Source organism: Streptomyces sp. NPDC048411 (genome assembly GCF_040704695.1).
In the GTDB taxonomy this organism is placed as follows: domain Bacteria; phylum Actinomycetota; class Actinomycetes; order Streptomycetales; family Streptomycetaceae; genus Streptomyces.
Window position 1 is genome coordinate 1 of sequence record NZ_JBEZKL010000005.1, and the last position, 24,855, is coordinate 24,855.

A 24,855-nucleotide genomic window follows, 5' to 3' on the forward strand; every position below is an offset into this window, starting at 1 on the left:
TGGCGGACCGCAGCCCGTCCCCTGTTCTGCACCGGGCAGCGATGAGTTTTCGGCGCTGAATCAGTCGGTATCGGTGGCCCCCGGCCCCGCTCACTCCTTGGCGTCGGCGCCCTTCCGCAGGAGCGCGCCGATGCCGGCCGCCGCCGTCGACAGATGGCGGCGGGCCTCCACCAGCTGGTCCTCCGTGACCCCCCGGTCGCGGGCCGCGTCGCGGATGTCGTCCCGGAAGCGGTCGAGCAGGCGGTCCAGGTCGCGCGCCGGGTCGCCCGTCGTGCCCGTCTCCTTGCCCCAGTCGGGGTCGGCGGCCGCCGGTTCGGGCTTGGTGTACGAGGGTCGGCCGGTCGTCCCGGTGTAGCCGGCCAGGCGGCCGGTGATCTCGGCCAGCCCCTCCCGTACGCCGGTGGGCCAGTCACCCCGGGCGAAGTGCTCCTGGACCTGCCGGGCCGCGTTCTGCATCTGCTCGCGCGCCTTCTCCTGGGCTTCCTTGGCCTGGCGGCGCGCCTGCTGGGCGTCCTCGCGGGCACGGCGGGACTCGTCCTTCGCCCGGCGGGCCTGCTCCTTCCACTCCTGCTTGGCCTTGCGCAGCTCCTCCTTGGCGGTGCGCCAGGCCTCGCTGTCGCCGAAGTCCGTGAAGTCGCCGAACGGGGAGCCCCGGTCGCTCTTCGCGCCGGTCCCGGTGGCGGAGGTGTGCCGGGTCTCGCCGGCTGCCGCGCGCATCTCGCTGCGCAGCTTCCCCGCCGCGCCCCGCACGTCGTCCCGCATCTCGGCGGCCAGTTCGGAGACCGACTCGCGGATCTCCAGCTCCAGATCGGCCAGTTCGCCGCCACGGTCCGCCAGTTCGGCCCGGCCCGCGTCGGTGATCGAGTAGACCTTGCGGCCGCCCTCGGTGGCGTGCGTGACGAGACCCTCGGCCTCCAGTTTGGCCAGGCGCGGATAGACGGTGCCCGCCGACGGTGCGTACAGGCCCTGGAAACGTTCCTCGAGGATCCGGATCACCTCGTAGCCGTGACGGGGTGCCTCGTCCAGGAGTTTCAGCAGGTAGAGGCGGAGCCGCCCATGGGCGAATACGGAGGGCATGTCAGAGCACCTTTCCGGTCGACTCGGCGTCGTACGGATCGTCCTCGGCCGGTGGGCGGCGCAGCAGGGCTATCGACCCCGACACGGTCGTGGCCCTCAGCGTCCCGGTGCCTGAGCCGAGCGTCCCGGTGATCCGCTTCGCCCCCCACTGGCCGCCGACCCGCAGATCCTCGAAGCTGTTGGAGACGGCGCCGCTGGCCGTGTTCGCCTCGACCGTCGCGTCCGCCGGGTGCGGCAGCCGGATGGCGACCTCGCCGGAGACCGTGGTCAGCCGGATGTCCGTGGGCTTCCCGGTCGGGTCCAGGTCCAGCACCATGTTGCCGCTGACCGATTCGGCCCGTACCACCGTCCCGGCGCCCTCGACGACCGTCAGATCGCCGGAGACCGACTTGAAGCGAAGCTCCCCGGTGACGGACTGGGCCTCCACACTGCCGGAGACCGTGTCCGCGCGGACCGTGCCGCCGAGGCCGACGAGCGTGGTGTCGCCGGTGATGCCGCGCACGTCCGTACGTCCCCGGACGCCCGAGACCAGCGCTCCGGCACCGACCGTGCCGAGCTCCACCGTCGACCCGGCCGGCACGGCGAGCGAGACCACCGCGCTGCGGTGCCGTCCCTTGTGGTCGAACCACTTCAGGAAGCCGTGCCAGGGCAGGTCCTCGTAGGCGACCGTGAGGATGCCGTCCTTCTGCGTCACATTGAGCGGCGGGCCCTCGATCGCGGAGACCTCCAGCCGCGCGGTCGGCTCCTCGGTGCCGACGACGTTGACGGTGCCGTTGACGATGCGCACGCTGAGCGCCGTCACCGGGTCGTCGAAGGTGAGCTTCTGAGGCTCGGCGATGGCCCACGTCGACACAGGCATGGATCTGACCTCCCAGGAGCGCGCGTTGACGCAACATATCGCGTCTCTTGAAGAACACGATATATCGCGGTTCGGGGAAGTCAAGAGAGGGTGGGATGGCCTGGGTCGATCAAATGGCGCCAAATATGGGCAAATTGCCCTACGGTGTGAGGCGTGAACGCGACATCACCCGTGGGTGCGGTGCTGCTCTGCCGAGCCGAACCCGACTCCGTACGGCCGGTGGCCCATCTACTGCGCGAACGCATGCTGCTCGCGCCCGCGGGAGACGGGTGGAGCGTCCTCGTGCCGGAAGGAAGACCTTGGCGGGACGGGGGAGAAGGGGATCAGCCGGTCGACAGTGTGGTGGGCGGCTGGGCCACCGCGCTCGCGGTCGGCTCCACCTGGCCGGTTCTCGCGCTGTGGTGGGACGGCGACCGGGCCGGCTATACGCTCGCGTCCGACTTCCGGCGGCCCGTCGGATACATCTGGCTGGCGGACGGGACTCCGGCGGGTGAGGGCGAGGCGATGCGTACGTTTGCCGCGCGGCTCGGGCTTGACCCCGTCCTGGACATCCAGCGGCTCGAAACGCTGACCCGCCCGGATCCCGATGCGGACGCCCGCACCCGGCTGCGCGGTCTCCTCGCCGCACTCACCCGCATCGGACTGACCCTCCCGGCCGGCCTCGATCCCGGCGAACCCGCCGATCGGCTGCACGCCTCGGCCGACAGCAGGCCCGGAACGGAGCGGATCGCCTGGGCGGGCTGGCGCGACGCGGTGAAGATCGAACTCGACGCGGTCGAGAGCGGCAGACTCGGCCCGTGGCTGCGCGGACCCAAGGCGCGTGCGCTCGCCACCGCCCAACTCGCCGCGGGGGTACCGCTCGTCACCTGGGGGATCGGGCGCCGCAGCGGAGGGTGGGCGTTCGCGGGAGCGCTGCTGATCGTGCACGGGGCACTCGGTCTTGCGTACGATCGGATCCGGGCCGACGGTCGCTGATCCGGGACGAGGGGGCTGATCCCGGCCGGCGGGGCCCGGCGGACGCGCCCTAGGGCGTCGCCCTATTCCTCGTCCTCGTCGTCCAGCCGGGCCAGCCAGGTGGCGAGGCGCTCGACGGGCACCTCGAAATCGGGATTGAGGTCGACGAACGTACGCAGCTGCTCGGCGAGCCACTCGAAAGTGACCTCCTCCTCGCCGCGCCGCTTCTCCAGCTCCTCGATGCCACGGTCGGTGAAGTACATGGCGCAAGTTTAACGGCCTCCCCCGCGGCAGGGAGTGGGCTCCCGACGCCCTGCGGCTTCTCCCCCAAGCTCTCGGCTTCGCTCGAGCAGGGAGGGGCCCCCTTCGGCGTTGTCGCCGGTCACCGACGCTCCGCGTCGACTCCGTCCTCCGCCTTGCCATCGAAGCCGCACGACGCCGCTCACTGACCACTCCCTACTGCGAGGGAGGCCGTAATGCCTGGTGACAGCCCTCAGGGGGCCGGGAGTGCGGGCGCGGGACCCTCGGCGGGGGCGGCGGAATCCGGCCGGGAAGCGTCCGAGAACCGGTGCGCCCGGCCCCGGCGTCCTGACGGATGTGCATCGCATCGATCGCGTACTGCCGTTAACCTGCGGGGAGTTCGGGGAACGGGGGTGTCATGAGTGACAGCGGGGCCCGTATTGCACGCATTGAGATGCCGGACGGCACACCGGTCTGGGCGCGCATCTCAGGGGCCGAGGAACTTGAGCGGCAGCCGGCCGGGAACGGGCTGTCCTACACGGACACCGGCTTCTCGGACTTCGCCGACCAGGTGCAGGCCCGGGTGGAGAGCCTGCAGGGGGTGGTGACCAGCGTCGCGCGGTCGCTCGCCGAGCCGCTGCGGGCCGTGCGGCCGGACGAGGTCAGCGTCGAATTCGGCATCGAGCTCACCGCCAAGGCCGGCAAGGTGGTCGGACTCCTCGCGGACGGGGAGGCCAAGGGCGCCATCAAGGTCACGCTCACCTGGAGCGGTGGCGGCCCGGCCATCGATCCGCCGATCACGCCGCAGGTGCCCGCGCAGGCCGCCGCGCCACCCATGCCGTCCGCCCCGCCCGCACCCGCCGTCCCGCCTGCACCACCGGTGCCGCCGGGACCGGCACCCGCACGGCCCGACCCCGCGTCCCCGCCGTCGCACGCCCCCGCATCCTCGGACGATGCGTCCGCCGGAGCATCCACCGGCGCACCGGCGCACCCCGACGGTGCCGCGACGGCCGACGGCGGCGGGTCATGACGGAGGAGACCGCCGGGGGCGCAGAAAGGGGCCCGGGGCCGGAGGAGGCTGCGCTCATGGACCTCGTGCGGGACGCCACCGTACGCATCCATCGCCGGGGGGACGGGTATGCCACTGACGAACCCGGCCCGGGCTTCCTGGGGAGTGGCTTTTTCATCGCCCCGAGCTGGGTCCTCACGTGCGCACATGTCGCCATGCAGGGGGAGGGGCGCGAGGTGAACGTGCTGTTCAGGGCCGACCCCTACGACGCCGGGCTGACCGAGGTCCCCGGCGTGGTGCTCGCCGCGCTGCCCGAGACCCGGCCGGCAGGCGCCCAGGGCTGGCCCGCGCCCGACCTCGCGCTCATTCAGCTGCGGCGGCCCGTCGAGCACCCCTGTGTGTACGTCACCGAGCGCTCGGAGGCCATGCTCCGCGGCCGCAAGGTCCGCGTCGTGGGCTGGGCGCCCGCTCCGGGCGGCGGGCTGACGACGCTCAGCGGCGACTGCGAGGTGAAGGGCACCTTCGGCGGCTGGGCCGATGCCGACCAGCAGATCCGGCTTGCCGAGGACTGGCTGGCGCCCGGGATGTCCGGCGGGCCCGTCGTGGACGTCACCCGCGGCGAGGTCGTCGGCGTGATCAAATCGCGGCTCGACGGCCACCAGGGCGGCACCGCCATCGGAATCGAGCGGCTCCGCTCCCTCACCGTGCCGGCCGGACCCGTGGAGACCGAGACGGACGACACGTACCAGGCCGTCTTCCACGCCCACGACCGCTACCACGCCGACCGGCACAACAGCCCGGCGTCCACCGAGCGGACCTGGGCCGATGTGCAGAGCGAGCTCCCCGGCCCGCCCGGCCGGGTGCTCAGCCCCAAGCGGCGGATCGACCTCCTGGGCAGGCTCGCCGAGTTCCCGCCGCCGGTCAGCACCCGCAATCTGCTGCGGCTGCTCGACGGCCTGCCGAACGTCCATGCGCGCGATCTCCGTCCGGCGCCGCGCGGCTGGCGCGACGGACTCGGCGCGCTGTACGACGCCCGCGTCCGCGACCGCGACGCCGCACTCGAACTGATCCTGCGCTACTGCATGGGCGTCCTCGCCGCCGACCGCCCGTACGACGTGCCGTCCACCCGGGCCGCCACGAAGTCCCTGTGGGAATGGGTGAAACGGATCGCCGACGAGGACCTGTCCCGCGACTTCCGGCAGGAACTCGTGCTGCACTGGCGGGCCGTCCGGCAGAGCCGGGACCAGGAACACCAGCATGCCCCCGAGCCGAGGGGCGAGCCGACCCGGTACGGCGAACGCGCCTTCGTCCTGCTGGAACTGGAACCGAGGGGCTGGGAACGGGACCGTTACGACTGGCGGATCGGCGTCGCCCGCCGCACCGGGGAGGTCCTGCCCGTCGCAGAGGACAGCCAGGGCACGGGGCTCGGCGCGCTCCCGGACCGGCTGGCCGCCCCGCTCGCCGAGGCGTTCCGGCGGTGCGACGAACCCGACAGCCCCGCCATGCTCCAGGTCGCGATCCCACCCGCGCTGCTCGGTCTGGACGTCGACAACTGGAAGGTGACCCCGGACGGGCTGCCGCTCGGAGCCGTGCGCCCGGTCGTCGTCCGCCGCTCGGCGCGGGAGCAGCCGCCGGACGACGACGTGGAAAGACTGCGCAGGGCCCGGTGGAACGGCACCCGGAACTCCTCGGTGCAGGCCGAAGTCGTCGACTGCGAGGACGGAATGGGGGTACGCGTACCGGAGGTGGCGAGGCTGCGCACCCTGGCGTACGAGACCGTGCCGGTCCTCTGCCGGTACGGCGGCCGGCCGGACCCCGAGACCACGGCCGGACTGGTGCGGATCCTCGACGGCGGCTTCGGGGTGGCCCTGTGGCGACGGACCGGGGAACCGGACGGGGTCTGCTCCGAATTCCATCGGCGCGCCCTCAACACCGTCGCTCAGACGCGCACCGCCGACCGGCTGCCGCAGCGGATCCACGAGCTGAGAAGGGATGTGAAGGCGGAACGTGCCGATGCCTTCTGGTCCTACGGCGTCGTGCTGTTCTATGACGATCCGCACCATATGATCCCCGGTTCCGATCAGCTCCTGGAGGCGCCGTGAACAGCGCCGGCCGGCCTCTTACCGGGGAGTTCACGGATCGATACCGTGAGGTGCGTTCGACGGCTGCTGCCCCTCACACCGGACCTGGCGGACGAGTGACGACGAGGAACACGCTATGAGTGAACCCAGCGAGTGGCTCATCTACCGAGGGGCCGGTGAACCGCACGACGGCATCGATCAACTGCCGTCCCCGCCGCCCTGGCGGGACTTCGCGGCCCGCGAGGCCCCGGACCCCGGCGACGGCGGTACCGGGAGCGACCGGACGGACGGGTCCGCCACCCGGCGTCTCGGTGGCCACCGGCACATCGCCGAACTCCACCGGCCCGGCGCCGAGGAACTCGAAATGATCAACGCGGCGCTGTACCTGCGGCGCCCGCTGCTGGTCACCGGCAGCCCCGGCGCCGGAAAGAGCACGCTGGCCCACTCCGTCGCCCATGAACTCAGGCTCGGCCGGGTCCTGCGCTGGCCCATCGTCAGCCGGTCCACGCTCCTCGACGGCCTCTACCACTATGACGCGATCGCCAGGCTGCAGGACGTCCAGATCGCCGCGCACGGCGCAGCGGCCGGGGCGGCCGGCTCCGGCGCGGCGGAGAACGTCGGCAGCTACATCCGGCTCGGCCCGCTCGGCACCGCGCTGCTGCCCTCCGACCGGCCCCGCGTGCTGCTCATCGACGAGCTCGACAAGAGCGACATCGACCTGCCGAACGATCTCCTCAACGTGCTGGAGGAGGGCGAGTTCGGCATTCCGGAACTGGAGCGCATCGCCGACCGGCTGCCCGGCGGTGAGGCCGAGGTGCTGACCGACGACGGCACCAAGGTGACGGTCAAGGGCGGTCGTGTGCAGTGCGGGGCGTTCCCGTTCGTCGTGCTCACCAGCAACGGCGAGCGCGACTTCCCGGCCCCGCTGATGCGGCGCTGCATCCACCTGGAGCTGGGCCGTCCCGACCACCAGCGGCTCGCCACCTTCGTCCGCGCCCACCTCGGCGACGAGGCGGCGCGCTCCGGAGACGATCTCATCGCCCATTTCCTGGAGCGGTCGCGCAGCGAACTCCTGGCCACCGACCAGCTGTTGAATGCCATCTACCTCACCGACGCGGCCGCCCCCGCCGGCCGGGACCGGCTCGCCGACCTGCTCATCCAGCGACTCGACAGGCCGAGGTGATGCGCTGATGCCCGACGCCGCGGCACGCCACGGCCCGGACGGAGCAGGGGGAGGGCGTCCTGCGGAACCGGAGCCGTACGACGGAGGCCTGCTGCCCGCACTCGTCGCCCGGCTGCGCGAGGCCGGGCTCGACCCTGACGCCGAACAGCTCTGCGACGCCCTGTGGCTCGCCCGATGGACCCGTCGCACCGACACGCCGGAAGGAGCCGAGGAGCAGGGCGGCCCCGCCGTGCCGTTCTCTCGCGCCGAGCTGTCCGACGCGGGACCGGCCGCACCGTCCGCCCGCACCACGGCCGGGCGCGCGCACGGCACGGGCGCCGCACCGGACGACGACGAGCCCGCGGAGCAGAGGGATCCCGCGGCCACCGACCGCCGGATAGCTCTGTATCCGGTACCCCCTGCGGACTCCGTCCCGCGCCGCGACGGGCAGCGCGAGGGTGACGGGCCGCACGGCCGAGGGAGCCGCAGCGCCGCCACCCTCACCCTCGGCGTGCCCGCTGCCCCCGCCCTGCCCGCACCTCTTGAAATCCAGCGAGCCCTCCGTCCCTTGCAGCGCTATCGCCCCGCCGCGCCACCCCTGCGCCGCACCCTGGACGAGACGGCCACCGCCGAACTCAGCGCACGCGCAGGAGGGTTGATCATCCCGGTGTTCCGCGGGGTGTCCCGCGCCGACGCACTGCTGCAGTTCGTCATGGACGCCTCCTCATCGATGCGCGTCTGGGACCGGATGTTCGGCGAACTCCAGCAGATCTTCGGCCAGTTGGGTGCCTTTCGGGATGTCCAGGTGCGCTATCTGCACCGTGGCCCCGACGGTTCCTGCGCGGTCAGCCGCAGTCCCGACCCGGCCGCCGCCCCGCTGAACTCCGCGGACCGGCTCAGCGATCCGACCGGCCGCCGCGTCACCATCCTGGTCAGCGACTGCGCCGGACCGCTCTGGCACAGCGGGCGCGCCCACCGGCTGCTCCACCAGCTGGCCCGGCAGGCCCCCACCGCCGTACTGCAGCCGCTGCCGCAGCGGATGTGGAACCGCACCCGGCTGCCGGTGACCTTCGGTGTGCTCTCCCGCGGCGAAGGGCTCTCCGGTGCCGCGGTACTGAAGGTCACCGAGGAGGCGGGCGGGGCACCCACCGCGCGTCCCGGCGCCCTCGCCGTGCCCGTACTCCCGCCCGTGGCGGGCGCGCTCGACGCCTGGGCGCGACTGCTCTCCGGCACCGGCGCCGGACGGATCTCCGGAGCGGTCGGCTGGGTCAGGGCCGACCAGCCCGCCGCGCCCGCACCACGCCCCGGCGACCGGCTGTCCTCGCTCCAGCTGGTCAGCCGCTTCCGCTCGGCGGCCTCGCCGGTTGCCGGGCAGCTCGCGGTCTATCTCGCCGCGGCGCCCCTCTATCTGCCGGTGATGCAGCTGGTGCAGCGGACGATGCTGCCCGACTCGGGCCCCTCCGAACTCGCCGAGGTGCTGCTCAGCGGACTGATCTCGCGGAGCAGGGGCGACGGCGCGGGTGACGGGCAGTGGTACGAGTTCGCGCCCGGCGTCCAGGAGGCGCTGCTCGGGCCGCTGGGACGTGACGAGGCGCTGCTCGTGCTCAAGCACTGCTCGGAGTACATAGAACAGCGGTTCGGCAAGGGCGGTCCGAACTTTCCCGCGCTGGCGTTCGCCCAGCTCGGAGACGGCCGACGCGCCTCCTCGTACGCCACCGACCTCGGCCGCCACGCGCCGGGCGGCGGCATCGGGGAGAACGACGAGGGTGACGAGAACGGGGAGAGCGACAGAGACGGCGGGTCGCGCGTTCCCCATCCCTTCGCCGAGGTCGCGGCGCGCGTACTGGAGCGCTTCATGCCCCTGCCCGAGCAGTTCGCGCCCTACGGCGACCGGGGCGGCCACGACGCCCCCGGCCGGACGACGCACACGGCGGTGGAGAGCGCCCGGGCACTCCTGCGCCAGTTCGACTCGGACAGCATGGTGCAGTACCTGATCGACGCCGTGCAGCTGCTCCGGGGCGCGACCGAGCGTGAGCGGTACCCGGGCGCCGACCCCGAACTGTGGGCCGAGTACGCGCGCTGCGTGCTGCGGCTGTGGGAGGTCCAGGGCGGCGACGACCTCCTGCGCGAGGCCGAGAACGCCGCGGAACGGGCTGCCGCGCATCCCGGGGCGGTACGCGAACGGGCGGTGCTGGCCAAGGTGCTGCACGCCGCGGCCGACGACCGGCGCAGGCGCGGCGACCGGCGCGGCGCACTGACCCTGCTCCGACGCGCCGACCGCGAGTACACGGTCGCCTGCGCGGCCCCCGGCCTCGACCCGGGCGAGGCGCTGCGGCTCACCCTGGAGCGCGTACGCGCCCTGGAGGCGCAGTGGCGCCTCGGCGGCGACAGCGCCCTGCTGCAGGCCGCGGCAGGAATGCTGGAGGCGTTCGCCGACGTCTGGCCCGACCAGGAGAACCGTCCGGCCACGCTGCCACTGGCGCACGGCCGGGCCCTGCTCAAACTGGCCGGGGCGACCGCCGACACCGAACAGGCACGGGTGTACGCGGAGCAGGCGGCCCGCTCGCTGCGCACCGCGTTCGGGGCGGGCGGCGGCCGGCACACCCTGGGCACCGAGGTACGGATCCTGCTGGACCTGGTGGACGCCCTGCTGGCCTCCGGCGGCGAACCGGACGAGGCGGCGGCCCTGATCGACCAGGCGCTGGTGACCGTCAGGGAACAGCGTCAGCGCGCCGCGCTCCAGACCAGGGCGGGCCGGGTCCGGGTCGCCCGCTACGAACAGCTGGACGCACCGGACGAACTCGTGGCGGCCGCCGAATGGTTCGCCCGCGCCTCCCGCGGCGTCCCGCGCGACTCCCGGGCCCATGCGGATCTGCTCGCCGAATGGGGCGGGACCCTGTTGCGGCGTGCCGAACTGCCGGACGGGCGCGAGTACATCGGCGCGGCGGTGCGGGTGCTGCGCGACTGCCGTACGGAGACGCCGTCCGGCAGCGCGCGCCAGGCCGAGCGGCTGCTGATGCTCGGCCGGGCCCTGATGCTGCGGCACCGGGCCACCGAGGACCGGGTCGATCTGCGGGAGGCCGAGCACCTCTTCGGTCTCGCCGCGCAGGAGGCCCGCGATCCGCTGACCGCGGCGCGCTGCTGGCTGGCGCTGGGCCGGTCCCATCTCGATGCCTCGCGGGTGCTGCAGCGGCCGGCCAGGCTCGACGACGCGGCCGAGGCGTTCCGGGACGCGGCCGAGTCCGCCCGCACGGCGGAAGCGGAGCTGGAGAGTCCACAACAGTGTCAAGAGGCAGTGGAGTTGGGTGCTATGGCCAACCACTGGCGGGGTATGACGTATCAGAAGGCGGGGCGTCCCCGGGCCGCGCGCGAGGCGTACCGGGCGGCCGGCCTCGAATGGCGCAAACTGCCGAACGCCGGCGGCGCGGCGGGCGAGTCGACCGCCGAGCGGCTGGCCGAGCTGGAGCGCTGAGCGCACGACGGCGTGCGCCGGGCTGGTGGTACGAGGGTCAGGGACACGGGCTGGGCGGTGTTCGCTCGACGGTGAGCGTGCGACCGCGGAGCCCACTGCACAGTCAACGGGGAGGCATGATGAGCGAGTTGAGCGAGCCGGGTGCATCGGCACGCAGGGCCGGGGCGGGCACACCCGAGGCACCCGGCGCCGGGTCCGGCCACGAGCCCGGCGCGCTGCCGGACCTGCTCGGGCTCGATCTGGAGGCGCTGCGGACGCTGGACCACCCGGTCCTCGCCGCGGTGGTCGCGGACCTCCGGGACAGGGCCGAGCAGCCGCGGGAGATGCTGTGGGGTTTCACCAACGCCTTCTGAGGCGCGGCGGACCGCACGGACGCGGTCCGCGGTCCGGGTGAACAGGGCGGCACGGCCCGGGAAGTGTCTGCCCGGGCGGCAGGCCGCAAAGACGCGCCCCGGGCCGATGACAGGGGCGTTCCCGACAGCGGGGGACGCCCCGGCAGACGGACAGCACGGGGGTGCCGGAGTGTCCCGACAGACGACGCCAGGCGCGCCCGCGCGCCCGGACAGCGTCGCCCGGCCAGCCGTCCCCTTCGGCCAGTTCATCGTCAAGGCCCACGGTCGCTGCAATCTCGCCTGCCGCTACTGCTACCTGTACGAGGGCCCCGACCGAACATGGCGCGCCCGCCCGGCCGCCGCCGCACCGGCCGTCCTGGACCGTACGGCGGACCGGATCGCCGAACACGCGGCGACGCATGCCCTGCGCAGCGTGGCCCTGGTCCTCCACGGCGGTGAACCCCTGCTCGCGGGCGCAGGGAGGCTGGGCACCTTCGCCGACCGGGTGCGCGAACGGATACCCGGCGGCTGCACGCTCCACGCCACCGTGCAGACCAACGCCACCCTGCTCACCGACGACCGCATCGCCACTCTCGCCCGGCACGGCATCCGCATCGGAATCAGCCTCGACGGCGGTCTGGCCCGGCACAACACCCTCCGCACCGACCACGCGGGACGCCCCTCCTGGCCCGCCGCCTCCCGCGGCGCCCAGCTCCTCGCCGACCGGCACCCCGACGCGTACGCGGGCATCCTCACCGTCGTCGACCCGCGGACCGACCCCGTCGAGATGTACGAGTCGCTGCTCGCCCTGCGCCCACCGGCCCTGGACCTCCTGCTGCCGCACGGAAACTGGACCACCCCGCCGCCGGGCATACCCGAGCCCGGAACGCCGGGCGTCGGACCGGGTCCGGCGCGCCCGACCCCGTACGGCGACTGGCTGTGCACCGTCTTCGACCGCTGGTGGCCGGCCGGTCGGCGGGAGACCCGGGTCCGGCTCTTCGAGGAGTGCCTCGCCCTGCTGCTCGGCCTGCCCGCCGCCACCGAATCGCTGGGCCTCGACCCGGTCAACGCCGTCGTCGTCGAGACCGACGGGGCGATCGAACAGGTCGACTCCCTCAAGTCCGCCTACGACACGGCGGCCGCCACCGGACTCGACATCTTCCGCCACAGCTTCGACGACGCCCTGCGCCACCCCGGCGTCGCCGCCCGTCAGGCAGGTGCCGGGGCACTCGCCGCCGCCTGCCGGGCCTGCCCGCTGCTGACGGTCTGCGGCGGCGGCCACTACGCCCACCGCTACCGCGCAGAGAACGGTTTCACCAACCCCTCCGTCTACTGCGCCGACCTCGACCGGCTCGTCCGCCATGTGGCGGACCGGCTGGCCGCCGCAACCGCAGGAGACCACCGATGAGCCCCCCACTCCCGGACCGCGCACTCCGCGCCTTCGGCCGTACCGAAGGCGACTCCGACGACCTCGGCCTGCTCGTACGCGACCAGGACACCCGCCGTCTCGTCCTGCTGCGGGCCCTCCTCGACGCCGCAGGGGCAGCTCCCGCGACCGTCTGCCCACCGGACCGGCTCGACCGGCTGCGCCAGGACTGGGCGCTGCTCGAAGCAGCCGACCGAGCCGACCGGACCGCTGCCCGCGCGGTGCTGCTCCACCCCCTGGCGGGCCCCTGGGCGCAGAGCTGCCTGCGGGGCCTGACGGCCACTGCCCCCGCCCCCCAACTCCACGCGGACCTCGACCACGCGGGCGCGCTCGCCGCAGCGGCGGCGATCCGCGCACGGCTGGCGTTCACGGCCCGGCTCACCGCGCGCGGCGGACTGCTGTCGCTACCGACCCTGGGGGCCCTGCGGATGCCCGACGGCTGGCTCGACATCACATCCACCGGAGCAGAACTGACGCTCCGCCACCATCAGGAGAGGCCCCTCGTCGTGCACGCGCACGAGGACGGCACCACGAGTTCCCCCGACCCGCGCTGGCTGCCCGCACTGTCCCTGCCCGCCGTACTGCCCGGCGCCGGCCCCGTCCCGCTGGACGATCTCGACCCGTACCGCACCGCGGGCAGCGGCCTCGAGCGCCACGGGCTGAGCGACGCAGTCAACATCGACGACAGCGAACGCAAGGCGTGGACGGAGTCCTGGTCAGGGGTCGAACCGCTGCTCCGGATGGGCGGCGAACACCGCGTGACCGAGGCGGCCGTGCTGCTGCGCTGCCTGGTGCCACTCGGCCCGCCGCCCGGATCGGGCCCCACCGGCCAGGGCGCGGCGCACTGCAGCGGTACCAGGCGCGAGGCGTTCGGCGCGGTCCTCAGCAGTAAACCGGCCACCCCCGCCTACTTCGCCTCGACCCTCGTGCACGAACTCCAGCACACCAAGCTGGCCGCGATCGGTGCCCTCGTACGGCTGCACCACGAGGACTCCGCCCCCCGGCACTTCGCACCCTGGCGCTCCGACCCCCGGCCGTTCGACGGGCTGTTCCAGGGCGCGTACTCGCACCTCGCGCTCGCCGATTACTGGCAGCGGTTCGCACTCGGCGCGGAGCGCGTCACCCACCGCGACTTCTCCTGGGCCGAACACGCCCGCTGCCGCGAACAAGTAGGAGCCGTACTGCCCGTATTGGCCGGTTCGGGCGCGCTGACCGCCGAGGGAAGGGTGCTCGTCAACGAGATGATCACCCTCTACGACCGTCTGGCCGATTGTCCGCCCCCCACGGGTCATCTGGCCCGGGCGCAGGCGTATGTGAGCACCGCGCGCGTGATATGGCAGCAGAGGAACGGCTCGCGACGGGCGTGAGCGCGCACCTGACCGGCGCCGCCGACCACCTGATCGCCACAGGGTCCCCGGTGTATGTTGATAAGGCTCGAATCGAGGCAGGGAGACGGTTGAATGCCCGGAACGCGTAAGCAAGTTGGAGCAACCGGGGTGCAGACCGTCACCATCAGTTTCGCCGGTTTCAACCGGGCCTGGGCGGCCTGGATCGGCGACCGTCTGGAGCGGCGCGGAGTGACGGTCGTCCAGCAGCGCTGGGACCCACCGGTGGAGGTGCCACTGGAGGAGAGCCTGCGGGATCTGACTCTGGCCCGCGGCCGTGTCCTGGTGATCCTGAGCGACTGGTACTTCCAGCTCGGCCCGCGTAGCCATGAGGAGTGGAACCGGGCGCTGCGCGAGGTCGTCGCCCCCGACCAGGACCGCTTCGTCGCCGTCTCCGTCACCACGTCGGCGCTGCCCGGCGCCACGTCCGTCTTCGGGGCGGCCGACCTGACCAACGTCGGCGCCGACGAGGCCGAACGACGGCTGCTGACCCGCCTCGGTCTCCCCGCCGACCCGCTGCCCGAGACCACGGCGGCCAGGCCGGGACCGCGGTTCCCGTCCGAAACTCCCGAGGTGTGGGGCGGCGTACCGCGCCGCAACACCCGGTTCACCGGCCGAGAGGAACTGCTCAGCAACGCCTACCGAGCCCTCCAGGACGCCGGCTCCGGCGCGGGTGTCGTCACCCTGCACGGCATGTCGGGCGTGGGCAAGACGCAGTTGGCCGCGGAGTATGTCTACCGGTTCGGCTCCGAGTACGACGTCGTGTGGTGGGTCCCCGCCGACCGCCGCGCCCTCTACCGCCAGAAACTCGCCGAACTCGCCCCGGAACTGGGCCTGTCCACCGGTGCCGAGTACGGCGAACGGCTCCGCGCGGTCCGTGACTCGCTGCGCCGTGGCGACCCCCACTCCCACTGGCTGCTCGTCCTCGACGGCGCCGACGAGCCCGAACAGATCTGGGATCTGGTACCGACCGGCCCCGGCCACGTCCTGATCACGTCCCGCAACCCGGAGTGGGGCGAGCACAACAGCAACCTCGTCGAAGTCCCGGTCTACCGCCGTGAGGAATCGGTCGCCTTCATCCGGCGTCGTGCCCCACGGCTGACCCAGTCCGAGTCCGACCTGCTCGCCGACGCACTGGAGGACCTGCCGCTGCTCCTCGACCAGACGGCGGGATGGCTCAACGACTCCGACATGTCCGTCGACGAGTACATCGAACTCCTCGAAGGCGGGATCGACCAGGACGTCGTCAAGGTCTCCGCGGATTTCCCGCTCGCTTTCCAGACCGCCTGGTCGATACTGCTGAACAAGCTCAAGGACACCGTCCCCCAGTCCGTCGACCTGCTGCGCCTGTGCACCTTCTTCGCCCCCGGATCCATCCCCGTACGGCTCCTGAAGGAGATGCCCGCCGGGGAACTTCCTGAGCAGTTGGCCGGCCTGATGAACGACCCACTGCTGTGGAACAAGGCGATCGGCCAGCTCCGGCAGTACTCCGTCGTCCGCCTGGAGTCCCATGAGTCCAGCATCGACGACCCGTCCGCCGGCGAATCGCTCTACCTGCACCGCATGGTCCACCAGATCGTCAGCAAGGACATGCCGGAGCGGGACCGCCAGGAATTCATCGGCGTGGTCCGCAGAGCCCTTGCCGCCGCCGACCCCGGCCGCCCCACGGACACCCGCCTGTGGCCTGCCTACGCTGAGATCACCCCCCACCTGAAGTGGGCCGACGTCCTGCTCAGCACCGACTCGGCGGTCCACACCCTGGTCCTCAACTGCCTGCGGTACATGTACCTGTCGGGCGAGTACCGGGCAGGCATCAAACTCGGCGCACGAGCCGTGAAGGCTTGGCGCGAACTCCTCGGCGAGAACCACCCCAGGGTCTGGGACCTCAGCTACAACTACGCCAACCTGCTGCGGGCGGTCGGCGACTACGCAGGCACGGAGGCCATCGAACGGGCCGCCGTCAACCACCTGCGCGCCGAACGCGGCGAACACGACCTGGAACACCTGCGCGCGGCCGGCGGTCTCGCCGCCGACCTGCGGGGGCTCGGCCGGTACGACGAGGCGCTGGAGATCTCCGGCTGGATCCTGGCCGCCTACCGCGAACTGCTCGGCGAACAGGACTCGCGGACGCTCAACGCGCAGAACAACCTTGCCATGTCGCTCCGGCTGCTCGGCCGGTACGAGGAATCCCTGGAGCTCAACCGGCGCACCCTGGAGGCCCGGCGCCAACTGCTGCGCCAACGCCACAACTGGACCCTCTACTCCGAGATCAATTACGCCACCGACCTGCGCCTGCTCGGCCGCTACGCCGAGGCCGAGTCGCTCCAGACGCAGAGCGCCCGGGTGCACCGGCTCGTGATGGGCCCCGACAACCCGCAGACCCTGCGCGCCGAACACAACCTCGCGCTGTGCCACTACCGTTCGGGGGACCGGAACAAGGCCCGAGCGCTGTTCACCCGCGTGCTGGAGCGCTGCGAGCGGGTGCTCGGCGAGGGCGACCCACTGACGATGATGTTCGCGGCCAGCCAGAGCTGCTTCGCCCGCGAGCACGCGGACATCGACCAGGCCAGGGACATAAGCGAGAAGGTCGTGAGCGGCTACGTCGACATGCTCGGCGAGTCCCACCCCTTTGTGGCGGGCACCCGCGCCAACCACGCGCTCATTCTGCGCAACGTGGGAGAACGGGAACACGCCCACGTGCTCATCGAGGGGGCGCTCGCCGCCATGACCCAGGCCGTGGGGGAGAGCCATCCCTGGACTCTGGGCTGCGCCATCAACGCGTCGGCACTGCGCAACCTGATCGGCGACCCCGAGTCCGCCGCCGCCCTCACGGAGACCACCATCACTCGCGCCACCGAGGTCCTTGGCCGGACCCACCCGCTGACACTCTCGGCCCGGATCGCCCACGCGGCGGACCTGCGCGGGATTCGGGACCGGCAGCGGGCCGAGAAGATCGAGAGCGAGGCGCTGGGCGACCTCGTGACGACCTTGGGCGCACAGCACGTCCACACGGTCTCCGCACGGTCCCGCAACCGGCCGTACTGGGACTTCGAGCCGCCGATCATCTGATCCGGTCACCGAAGGAACGGCGACACGCCGAAGGGCCCGGCCCCGCGATCACTCGCGGGGCCGGGCCCTTTCGCACGTACAGCCGCTGATCAGGCCTCGAAGACCTCGGCGACCAGCTGCGCCTGCTCGGCCTGGTGGCGCTTGGCCGAGCCGACCGCCGGGGAGGAGCTGTGCGGTCGCGAGATGCGACGCAGGCGCTCACCGTGCGGGACGTCGGCGCCGACGGCCAGGTCCAGGTGGTCGATCAGGTTCAGGGCGATGAACGGCCAGGCACCCTGGTTGGCCGGCTCCTCCTGGGCCCAGAGGTACTTCTCGGCGTTCGGGTACTTGGCGATCTCGGCCTGCAGCTCGGCACCCGGCAGCGGGTACAGACGCTCCAGCCGGATGATGGCCGTGTCCTTGACGCCACGCTTCTCGCGCTCGGCATCCAGGTCGTAGTAGACCTTGCCGGCGCAGAAGACGACCTTGCGGACCGCCTTCGGGTCGACCGAGTCGTCGCCGATCACCGGGCGGAAGCCGCCGGTGGTGAACTCCTCCGCCTTGGACGCCGCCGCCTTGAGGCGGAGCATCGACTTCGGGGTGAAGACGACCAGCGGCTTGTGGTGCGGGTTGTGCACCTGCCACCGCAGGAGGTGGAAGTAGTTCGACGGGAGCGTCGGCATGGCGACCGTCATGTTGCTCTGCGCGCACATCTGGAGGAAGCGCTCCGGGCGGGCGGACGAGTGGTCCGGGCCCTGGCCCTCGTAGCCGTGCGGCAGGAGCAGCGTGACGCCCGAGGTCTGGCCCCACTTCTGCTCGGCCGAGGAGATGAACTCGTCGACGACGGTCTGCGCGCCGTTGACGAAGTCACCGAACTGGGCCTCCCAGATGACCAGCGACTCCGGGCGGGCCAGCGAGTAGCCGTACTCGAAGCCCATCGCCGCGTACTCGCTGAGCAGCGAGTCGTAGACGTTGTAGCGGGCCTGGTCGTCGGAGAGGTAGAGCAGCGGGGTGTAGTCCTCGCCGGTCACCTGGTCGACGAGGACCGCGTGGCGCTGGCCGAAGGTGCCGCGGCGGGTGTCCTGGCCGGCGAGCCGGACCGGGGTGCCCTCCATCAGCAGCGAACCGATGGCCAGGGTCTCGCCCATGCCCCAGTCGATCGTGCCGTTCTCCACTGAGGCGGCACGGCGCTGCATCTGCGGCATCAGGCGCGGGTGGACTGTGATCCGCTCCGGAATGTTGACCTGGGACTCGGCGATCCGCTTCACGACCTCCGCGGAGACCGCGGTGGTGACGGCGACCGGGAACTCGGGCTTCGCTTCCGGGACATGGGTCTGAGCCGGGGACGAGGTGGCTTCGCGGACCTCCGCGAAGACCTTCTCCAGCTGGCCCTGGAAGTCCTGGAGCGCCTGCTCGGCCTCTTCCAGCGTGATGTCGCCGCGACCGATGAGGGACTCGGTGTAGAGCTTGCGCACCGAGCGCTTCTTGTCGATCAGGGTGTACATCTGCGGGTTGGTGAACTCCGGGTTGTCGCCCTCGTTGTGACCGCGGCGGCGGTAGCAGATGAGGTCGATGACGACGTCCTTGTTGAACGCCTGCCGGAACTCGAAGGCCAGCCGGGCCACCCGGACGACGGCCTCGGGGTCGTCACCGTTGACGTGGATGATCGGCGCCTCGATCATGCGCGCCACGTCGGTGGCGTACATCGAGGAGCGGGAGGACTCCGGGGCGGCGGTGAAGCCGACCTGGTTGTTGATCACCACGTGCACGGTGCCGCCGGTGCGGTAGCCGCGCAGCTGCGACATGTTGAGCGTCTCGGCGACGACGCCCTGGCCCGCGAAGGCCGCGTCGCCGTGGAGCGCGACGGGCAGGACCGTGAAGTCCGTGCCGCCCTTGTTGATGAGGTCCTGCTTGGCGCGGGCGATGCCCTCGAGGACCGGGTCGACCGCCTCCAGGTGCGAGGGGTTGGCGGCCAGCGAGACCTTGATCTGCTCGCCGTCCAGACCGGTGAAGGTGCCTTCGGCGCCCAGGTGGTACTTGACGTCGCCGGAGCCGTGCATCGACCGCGGGTCGAGGTTGCCCTCGAACTCCCGGAAGATCTGCGCGTACGACTTGCCGACGATGTTCGCCAGGACGTTCAGGCGGCCGCGGTGGGCCATGCCGATGACGACCTCGTCGAGGCGGGCCTCGGCGGCGGAGTCGATGACCGCGTCGAGCAGCGGGATGACGGACTCGCCGCCCTCCAGCGAGAACCGCTTCTGCCCGACGTACTTGGTCTGCAGGAACGTCTCGAACGCCTCGGCGGCGTTGAGGCGGCGCAGGATCCGCAGCTGCTCCTCGCGCTCCGGCTTGGGGCGCGGACGCTCCACCCGGTCCTGGAGCCACTTGCGCTGCTTCGGGTCCTGGATGTGCATGAACTCGATGCCGGTGGTGCGGCAGTACGACTCACGCAGCACACCGAGGATGTCGCGGAGCTTCATCAGCGTCTTGCCGGCGAAACCGCCGACCGCGAAGTCCCGCTCCAGGTCCCACAGGGTGAGGCCGTGCTCGGTGATGTCCAGGTCGGGGTGCTTGCGCTGGCGGTACTCCAGCGGGTCGGTGTCGGCCATGACGTGGCCGCGGACCCGGTAGGAGTGGATCAGCTCGAAGACCCGCGCGGCCTTGGTGACATCGTCGTCGTGCGAGGCGTCGATGTCCTTGAGCCAGCGGACCGGCTCGTAGGGGATGCGCAGCGCCTTGAAGATCTCGTCGTAGAACTCGTTCTCGCCGAGCAGGAGCTGGGACACGATCCGCAGGAACTCGCCGGAGGCGGCGCCCTGGATGACGCGGTGGTCGTACGTCGAGGTCAGGGTCATGACCTTCGAGATGCCCAGCTTGTTCAGCGTGTCCTGGGAGGTGCCCTGGAACTCCGCCGGGTAGTCCATCGCGCCGACACCCATGATGAGGCCCTGTCCGGGCATCAGGCGGGGCACCGAGTGGACGGTGCCGATGCCGCCGGGGTTGGTCAGCGAGGCGGTGACTCCGGTGAAGTCGTCCATGCCGAGCTTGCCGATGCGGGCGCGGCGGACGATGTCCTCGTACGCCTGCCAGAACTCGAAGAAGTTGAGCGTCTCGGCCTTCTTGATGGCCGCGACGACCAGCTGGCGGTCGCCGCTCGGCTTCACCAGGTCGATGGCCAGACCGAGGTTGACGTGTTCCGGCTTGACCAGGGTCGGCTTGCCGTCCTTCTCCGCGAAGGAGCAGTTCATCGACGGCATGGCCTTGAGGGCCTGCACCATCGCGTACCCGATGAGGTGGGTGAAGGAGATCTTCCCGCCGCGGGCGCGCTTGAGGTGGTTGTTGATGACGATGCGGTTGTCGAAGAGCAGCTTCACCGGAACGGCGCGGACGGACGTGGCCGTCGGCAGTTCCAGGGAGGCGTTCATGTTCTTCGCCACGGCGGCGGACGGGCCGCGCAGCGTCACGTACTCGGGACCCTCGGCGGCAGTGGCCGGGGCCGCCTTGGCGGGCGCGGCGGCCTTCGCGGCCGGAGCGGCGGGCGCAGCCGGAGCGGCGGGCGCGGCCGGGGCCACCGGGGCAGCGGCCGGAGCGGCAGCCGCGGGCTTCGCCGGGGCCTGCGCCGGCGCGGTCGGCGCGGTGGCGGCCGGGGGCACCACAGTCCCCGCGGCTGCGGCGCCGGGAACGGGCTTGTCCGCCGCGCCGGACGTACCCGGCTTGTAGTCGGCGAAGAAGTCCCACCAGGCGCGATCGACCGCATTGGGATCCTGGAGGTACTGCTGGTAGATCTCGTCGACGAGCCACTCGTTGGGGCCGAAAGCCGCAGCCGGACTCGTGCCCGGGCTGGCTTGGTCGGTCGAGATGCTTGAGTTACTGGGGGACTGAGACGACACGGCGGCAACCGCCCTCTTCCGCTTCACAAGGTGATGGACAGCGGAAATCAAGGCTACGCCTCCCTGACCGTTCCATGCAGGCCGGGCCGGTCTTCGTCGTGCAAGTCACATCAAAGAGCTGGTTTCGGCGCAGGAAATGGCGGGAAACAAGCATGGTTCCGCTTCAGTCCGGGTACGCGAGGCCGTGGCTACGGCCACGTGGACCGTATCCCCCTCGTGGGACGACACGTAGAACGCGCCCTTCCGGTTCGAACCCTATGTCAACTGCGTGGCTGAGGGATCCCCGGAAGAGTGACTTGGATCCGGCAGCCGCGAGCTGATTCAGCCACTCCGATGCGGCCGCCGTGCAGATCCACCGCCCAGCGGGCGATCGCGAGCCCCAGACCCGTACCGCCGTCGCTGCCCGGACCGTGCGGGGACGGCACCTCGCCCCGGTTGAAACGTTCGAAGACCCGGTGCCGCTCGGACTCGGGGATGCCCGGGCCCTCGTCCAGGACCTCCAGATCCAGCGACTCCGGCTGCGCGCCGCGCCGTGCCCGCACCGTGACCCGGCCGTGTGGCGGGCTGTGCTTGACAGCGTTGTCGATCAGATTGGCCACCACCTGGTGGAGCCGCTCCGCGTCCGCATGCGCGGTCAGCTCGGGCGGCGACACATCCAGATGCAGATGTACGTCCTTGCGGCCGTGGTTCCCGGAGCCGGAGGAGAGCCGGCGGTGCGAGGCGGCCAGGTTCGCTTCCTTCAGCACGCCCGAGAGATACGGCCACACCTCGAAGCGGCGGGCCTTCAGGGTGACGACCCCGTGGTCCAGCCGGGAGAGGTCCAGCAGCGTCTCCACCAGCCTGCCGAGCCGTTCCGTCTGTTTGAGCGCCGTGCGCATCGTCTCCGGATCGGCCGCGGAGACCCCGTCCACGACGTTCTCCAGCACCGCTCTCAGCGCCGCGATCGGCGTACGCAGCTCGTGCGAGACGTTGGCCACCAGCTCCTTGCGGTGCCGGTCCACGGCCTCCAGATCGTCCGCCATGAGATTGATCGTCTGCGCCAGGTCGCCGAGCTCGTCGCGCCGGCCGGCGCCTCTCACCCGTCTGGTGTAGTCGCCGTGCGAGATCGACCGGGCGACCTTCGTCATCTCGTCCAGTGGCGCCGTCAGACCGTGCGCCACGAACTGCGTGATCAGCAGCGTCGCGATCACCGAGAACACGGTGATGAACCGCAGTTCGGTCCTGGTGCGCACCGCCACCATCAGCAGCCCGGTCGTGATGAACACCGAGACCACGACGAGCGTGCCCAGCTTGGCCTTGACCGAGAAAGGACGCAGTCGCGAGCCGGGCCGGGTCATGGCGCCGGGGTCTCCAGGGCGTAACCGACGCCGTGCACGGTGCGGATCCGCTCCGCACCGATCTTCCGGCGCAGCGCCTTGATGTGGCTGTCGACGGTACGGGTGCCGGAGGCGTCCGCCCAGTCCCAGACCTCCGCGAGCAACTGCTCCCGGGAGAGCACCGCGCGCGGTGTGCCGGCCAGGCAGACCAGCAGATCGAACTCGGTCGGCGTGAGGTGGACGTCCTCGGCGCGCACCCGCACCCGGCGCTGCGCGTGGTCGATCTCCAGCTCGCCGAGGCGCAGGATGCCGCTGCGCGGTGTCACCGCGGCCAGTGCGGCACGCTCCACCCGGCGCAGCAGGACATGCACTCGGGCGGCCAGCTCACGCATCGAGAACGGCTTGGTCATGTAGTCGTCCGCGCCGACACCGAGGCCGACCAGCATGTCGGTCTCGTCGTCCCGGGCGGTCAGCATCAGCACGGGCACCGGACGTGTGGCCTGCACCCGGCGGCACACCTCCAGGCCGTCGAAGCCCGGCAGCATGATGTCGAGCACCATCAGGTCGGGCTGCCAGGACTCGGCTGCCTCGACGGCCGCGGGGCCGTCGAGCGCGGTCTGCACCAGGAAGCCCTCGGCCCGCAGGCGGGCGGAGATGGCATCGACGATTGTCGCGTCGTCCTCGACCACCAGCACCCGGCGCTGTGCGCTCGGGGTCGCCGCGACACCGTTGTGGGTGGTGTGTGTTTGTTCCATCGCCCCGCCCTGCCCGTTCTCGCGGGGGGCCAATCCCCCCGGACGCACGGTCTTCGCTTGTGGATTTCGTGGGTGATCCCGTTTGCCGCTCAGCAGCGTAGAGCCACCGGACGGCTCCCGGCTACGCAGGGTGTAACGGCACAGGAACGGGTTGGACGCGCGGAGGAGGCGGAGTGTCTGCCTTGTGGCGCTTGGCCCCCGGGCGTCCGGGGCCGCGCATACCCGGTGGGGGACCTCAGGCGGTCCGAAGTGCGAGATGAACCACGTCGGGCACACCTCGGGCAACCTGCACCTCTTCCGTCCTTACGCCGCTGAATCCGGCATTCCGCAAGGCCTGTTCGAAGTGGGCGGACGGTTGCGCGGACCAGACCGCGAGTACTCCGCCCGGATTCAGCCGCTCCCGGCAGTCGGCGAGACCGGCGGGCGCATACAGGCTGCCGTTGTCGTCGGTGACGGTCCAGTCCGGTCCGTTGTCGATGTCCAGGCACAGCGCGTCGTAACGGTCCGTAGTCGTGCGAAGGTACGCAACCAGATCCGTCGCCAGGATCTCGGTCCGCGGGTCGGCGAGTGCGGCACCGGTGATCCGGGCCAGCGGGCCACCCCGGTGCCAGTCGATGATCGCCTGCTCCCGCTCGACGACCGCGATCCGCCCCCAGCGCGGCTCGGCTGCCGCGTGGGAGAGGGAGAAGCCGACCCCGAGGCCGCCGATCAGCACCGCCGGGTCCGGCCGCCCGGCGGGCAGCGCGGCAAGCGCCGCGTCGATCAGCAGCCGCTCGGAGCGACCGTCCGCGGTGTCCATCAGGAAGCAGCCGTTGGCGATGATCTCGAAATCGTCACCCCGCTCCCGCAGGACGACCTCCCCGTACGGTCCTTCGCGGCGGTCGAGCGTGACGGGGCTGTGGGCGGTATGGCGGTCGGCGGTGGGCATGTCCTCGGTCTCCGGTAGAGGGGGGGGTGAGTCCCTGCCATCCTCGCCCGGCCGCGCGGCCGGGACCAGCCAATTGCCAGATCCGTACGGGGCGCGGGGAGGCGAAAGACGTGGTCAAACGGGCTCCGGCCGTGCGCCGCGCACCACGAGGAGCGCCCCGCCGGCCACGTACGCCGCCACTGCCACCGCCCACGCCGCCCCCTGCGGCCCCGGCTGCATCGGCCAGGCCCAGAGGGGCGGCCGCGCCACCGGGGGTGCGGGGCGCCGCCAGGTGGACCGCGCCGCCGTAGACCGTCATCGGCAGCCGGCTCAGCCGGGCACCGATCAGCGCCGCCGACCCGGCCGATGGCGAGTGTCGGCGCGCTCGCCGGACTGCTCACCCCGCTGGTCCGCGCCCTGGTGCTGGGCGGCGTCGGGGTGGTGCTGGCGCACGATCTGCTCGTGTTCACCGATCCGCTCACCGGCTGGGGGCATCCGCTCGCCCTGCTGGTCGGGGTGGCCTACTGGCCGCTCCTGCACCGGCGCGAGGGTCGGGTCGGGGCGGTCATGGGCGCGGTGCCTCCTCGCCGTGTACCACGACGTACTCGGCAGCCGGCCAAGCAGATCGTCGATGAGCAGGCCGAGAACGGCAGGGTCGGCCGCAGGGCGAGCAGCAGGTCCAGATCGGAGACGCCGGGAATGGCCGTGCCGCGCGGAATGCTGCCGTAGAGGTAGGCGCGGGGGGTGAACGCCGCCGGCAGGCGGCTCAGTGAGCCTTCGTGTCGGATCGTCCCGTCGTCGGCCAGTCCTCTCTTACCCAGAGATCCGCGGCGGCCGTTGTCGGTCATACGGGCACTGTGCCAGGTGCGTGCCGCGGCTGCCGAGTGGTTTTCGCAGGTGACGGGCGGGTGGAAGAAGATCGCTGAGAGCGAACACGACCCC

17 protein-coding genes and 1 pseudogene are annotated in these 24,855 nt (G+C 71.8%); 10 read left to right on the forward strand and 8 right to left on the reverse strand.

What is annotated here, in order from left to right:
- Positions 1-90 precede the first annotated feature (90 nt).
- Together AB0915_RS03170 and AB0915_RS03175 are read right to left on the reverse strand one after the other, a co-directional pair.
- On the reverse strand, positions 91-1,077 hold the full coding sequence (locus AB0915_RS03170) for a helix-turn-helix transcriptional regulator (RefSeq protein ID WP_366689441.1): 987 nt from the start codon (positions 1,075-1,077) through the stop codon (positions 91-93).
- 1 nt (position 1,078) lies between these two features.
- Positions 1,079-1,936, reverse strand: coding sequence for a DUF4097 family beta strand repeat-containing protein (locus AB0915_RS03175; protein WP_366689442.1), 858 nt, complete (start codon positions 1,934-1,936; stop codon positions 1,079-1,081).
- A gap of 153 nt (positions 1,937-2,089) precedes the next feature.
- Here AB0915_RS03175 and AB0915_RS03180 point away from each other — a divergent pair, with 153 nt between their 5' ends.
- Complete coding sequence (locus tag AB0915_RS03180) at positions 2,090-2,911, forward strand: hypothetical protein (RefSeq protein ID WP_366689443.1); 822 nt, start codon at positions 2,090-2,092, stop codon at positions 2,909-2,911.
- Positions 2,912-2,973: 62 nt separating this feature from the next.
- On the opposite strand, the gene AB0915_RS03185 is transcribed toward AB0915_RS03180, so the two are convergent.
- On the reverse strand, positions 2,974-3,153 hold the full coding sequence (locus tag AB0915_RS03185; RefSeq protein WP_023586593.1) for a DUF6104 family protein: 180 nt from the start codon (positions 3,151-3,153) through the stop codon (positions 2,974-2,976).
- A 395-nt stretch (positions 3,154-3,548) separates the two neighbouring features.
- Here AB0915_RS03185 and AB0915_RS03190 point away from each other — a divergent pair, with 395 nt between their 5' ends.
- From AB0915_RS03190 to fxsT, 8 genes are all read left to right on the forward strand, one after another.
- Positions 3,549-4,160 carry a CU044_2847 family protein gene (locus AB0915_RS03190; RefSeq protein WP_366689444.1) on the forward strand — a complete coding sequence of 204 codons (612 nt, stop codon included), beginning with the start codon at positions 3,549-3,551 and terminating at the stop codon, positions 4,158-4,160.
- Between the two features lie 56 nt (positions 4,161-4,216).
- On the forward strand, positions 4,217-6,241 hold the full coding sequence (locus AB0915_RS03195) for a trypsin-like peptidase domain-containing protein (RefSeq protein WP_366689445.1): 2,025 nt from the start codon (positions 4,217-4,219) through the stop codon (positions 6,239-6,241).
- Positions 6,242-6,356: 115 nt separating this feature from the next.
- Complete coding sequence (locus tag AB0915_RS03200; protein WP_366689446.1) at positions 6,357-7,403, forward strand: MoxR family ATPase; 1,047 nt, start codon at positions 6,357-6,359, stop codon at positions 7,401-7,403.
- A 7-nt stretch (positions 7,404-7,410) separates the two neighbouring features.
- The gene (locus tag AB0915_RS03205; RefSeq protein WP_366689447.1) at positions 7,411-10,854 is read left to right on the forward strand and encodes an SAV_2336 N-terminal domain-related protein; all 3,444 of its coding nucleotides are present in this window, start codon (positions 7,411-7,413) and stop codon (positions 10,852-10,854) included.
- A 119-nt stretch (positions 10,855-10,973) separates the two neighbouring features.
- Positions 10,974-11,207: an FxSxx-COOH cyclophane-containing RiPP peptide gene (gene fxsA / locus AB0915_RS03210; protein WP_366689448.1), complete on the forward strand. Its 234-nt coding sequence runs from the start codon at positions 10,974-10,976 to the stop codon at positions 11,205-11,207.
- Positions 11,208-11,376: 169 nt separating this feature from the next.
- A complete protein-coding gene (locus AB0915_RS03215) occupies positions 11,377-12,594 on the forward strand; it encodes an FxsB family cyclophane-forming radical SAM/SPASM peptide maturase (RefSeq protein ID WP_366689449.1) in 1,218 nt (405 codons plus the stop codon).
- Positions 12,591-13,979 (forward strand): HEXXH motif-containing putative peptide modification protein, encoded by a 1,389-nt coding sequence (locus tag AB0915_RS03220; RefSeq protein ID WP_366689450.1) that lies wholly within the window; start codon positions 12,591-12,593, stop codon positions 13,977-13,979. The genes AB0915_RS03215 and AB0915_RS03220 overlap by 4 nt, the downstream gene beginning before the upstream one ends.
- A 93-nt stretch (positions 13,980-14,072) precedes the next feature.
- Positions 14,073-17,066, forward strand: coding sequence for an FxSxx-COOH system tetratricopeptide repeat protein (gene fxsT, locus AB0915_RS03225; RefSeq protein ID WP_366689451.1), 2,994 nt, complete (start codon positions 14,073-14,075; stop codon positions 17,064-17,066).
- A gap of 89 nt (positions 17,067-17,155) precedes the next feature.
- On the opposite strand, the gene AB0915_RS03230 is transcribed toward fxsT, so the two are convergent.
- From AB0915_RS03230 to AB0915_RS03245, 4 genes are all read right to left on the reverse strand, one after another.
- Positions 17,156-20,935 (reverse strand): multifunctional oxoglutarate decarboxylase/oxoglutarate dehydrogenase thiamine pyrophosphate-binding subunit/dihydrolipoyllysine-residue succinyltransferase subunit, encoded by a 3,780-nt coding sequence (locus AB0915_RS03230; protein WP_366689452.1) that lies wholly within the window; start codon positions 20,933-20,935, stop codon positions 17,156-17,158.
- 260 nt (positions 20,936-21,195) lie between these two features.
- Positions 21,196-22,272, reverse strand: coding sequence for a HAMP domain-containing sensor histidine kinase (locus AB0915_RS03235; RefSeq protein ID WP_366689453.1), 1,077 nt, complete (start codon positions 22,270-22,272; stop codon positions 21,196-21,198).
- Complete coding sequence (locus AB0915_RS03240; RefSeq protein WP_366689454.1) at positions 22,269-23,006, reverse strand: response regulator transcription factor; 738 nt, start codon at positions 23,004-23,006, stop codon at positions 22,269-22,271. The genes AB0915_RS03235 and AB0915_RS03240 overlap by 4 nt, the downstream gene beginning before the upstream one ends.
- 235 nt (positions 23,007-23,241) lie before the next feature.
- Positions 23,242-23,934: a spermidine synthase gene (locus AB0915_RS03245; protein ID WP_366689455.1), complete on the reverse strand. Its 693-nt coding sequence runs from the start codon at positions 23,932-23,934 to the stop codon at positions 23,242-23,244.
- Positions 23,935-24,279: 345 nt separating this feature from the next.
- On the opposite strand from AB0915_RS03245, the gene AB0915_RS03250 reads away from it, so the two are divergent.
- A complete protein-coding gene (locus AB0915_RS03250; protein ID WP_366689552.1) occupies positions 24,280-24,642 on the forward strand; it encodes a hypothetical protein in 363 nt (120 codons plus the stop codon).
- Here AB0915_RS03250 and AB0915_RS03255 read toward each other — a convergent pair.
- A pseudogene (locus tag AB0915_RS03255) lies at positions 24,576-24,734 on the reverse strand (nucleotidyltransferase domain-containing protein); the annotation flags it as partial. The gene AB0915_RS03250 and the pseudogene AB0915_RS03255 overlap by 67 nt on opposite strands.
- Between the last annotated feature and the right edge of the window lie 121 nt (positions 24,735-24,855).

Bases quoted from the DNA above. Each gene is read 5' to 3' on its own strand.
- AB0915_RS03250 (WP_366689552.1), top strand. From the start codon at position 24,280: ATGGCGAGTGTCGGCGCGCTCGCCGGACTGCTCACCCCGCTGGTCCGC.
- AB0915_RS03190 (WP_366689444.1), top strand. From the start codon at position 3,549: ATGAGTGACAGCGGGGCCCGTATTGCACGCATTGAGATGCCGGACGGC.
- AB0915_RS03245 (WP_366689455.1), bottom strand. From the start codon at position 23,934: ATGCCCACCGCCGACCGCCATACCGCCCACAGCCCCGTCACGCTCGAC.
- AB0915_RS03200 (WP_366689446.1), top strand. From the start codon at position 6,357: ATGAGTGAACCCAGCGAGTGGCTCATCTACCGAGGGGCCGGTGAACCG.
- AB0915_RS03240 (WP_366689454.1), bottom strand. From the start codon at position 23,006: ATGGAACAAACACACACCACCCACAACGGTGTCGCGGCGACCCCGAGC.
- AB0915_RS03235 (WP_366689453.1), bottom strand. From the start codon at position 22,272: ATGACCCGGCCCGGCTCGCGACTGCGTCCTTTCTCGGTCAAGGCCAAG.
- fxsA (WP_366689448.1), top strand. From the start codon at position 10,974: ATGAGCGAGTTGAGCGAGCCGGGTGCATCGGCACGCAGGGCCGGGGCG.
- AB0915_RS03175 (WP_366689442.1), bottom strand. From the start codon at position 1,936: ATGCCTGTGTCGACGTGGGCCATCGCCGAGCCTCAGAAGCTCACCTTC.
- fxsT (WP_366689451.1), top strand. From the start codon at position 14,073: ATGCCCGGAACGCGTAAGCAAGTTGGAGCAACCGGGGTGCAGACCGTC.
- AB0915_RS03170 (WP_366689441.1), bottom strand. From the start codon at position 1,077: ATGCCCTCCGTATTCGCCCATGGGCGGCTCCGCCTCTACCTGCTGAAA.
- AB0915_RS03220 (WP_366689450.1), top strand. From the start codon at position 12,591: ATGAGCCCCCCACTCCCGGACCGCGCACTCCGCGCCTTCGGCCGTACC.
- AB0915_RS03205 (WP_366689447.1), top strand. From the start codon at position 7,411: ATGCCCGACGCCGCGGCACGCCACGGCCCGGACGGAGCAGGGGGAGGG.
- AB0915_RS03185 (WP_023586593.1), bottom strand. From the start codon at position 3,153: ATGTACTTCACCGACCGTGGCATCGAGGAGCTGGAGAAGCGGCGCGGC.
- AB0915_RS03195 (WP_366689445.1), top strand. From the start codon at position 4,217: ATGGACCTCGTGCGGGACGCCACCGTACGCATCCATCGCCGGGGGGAC.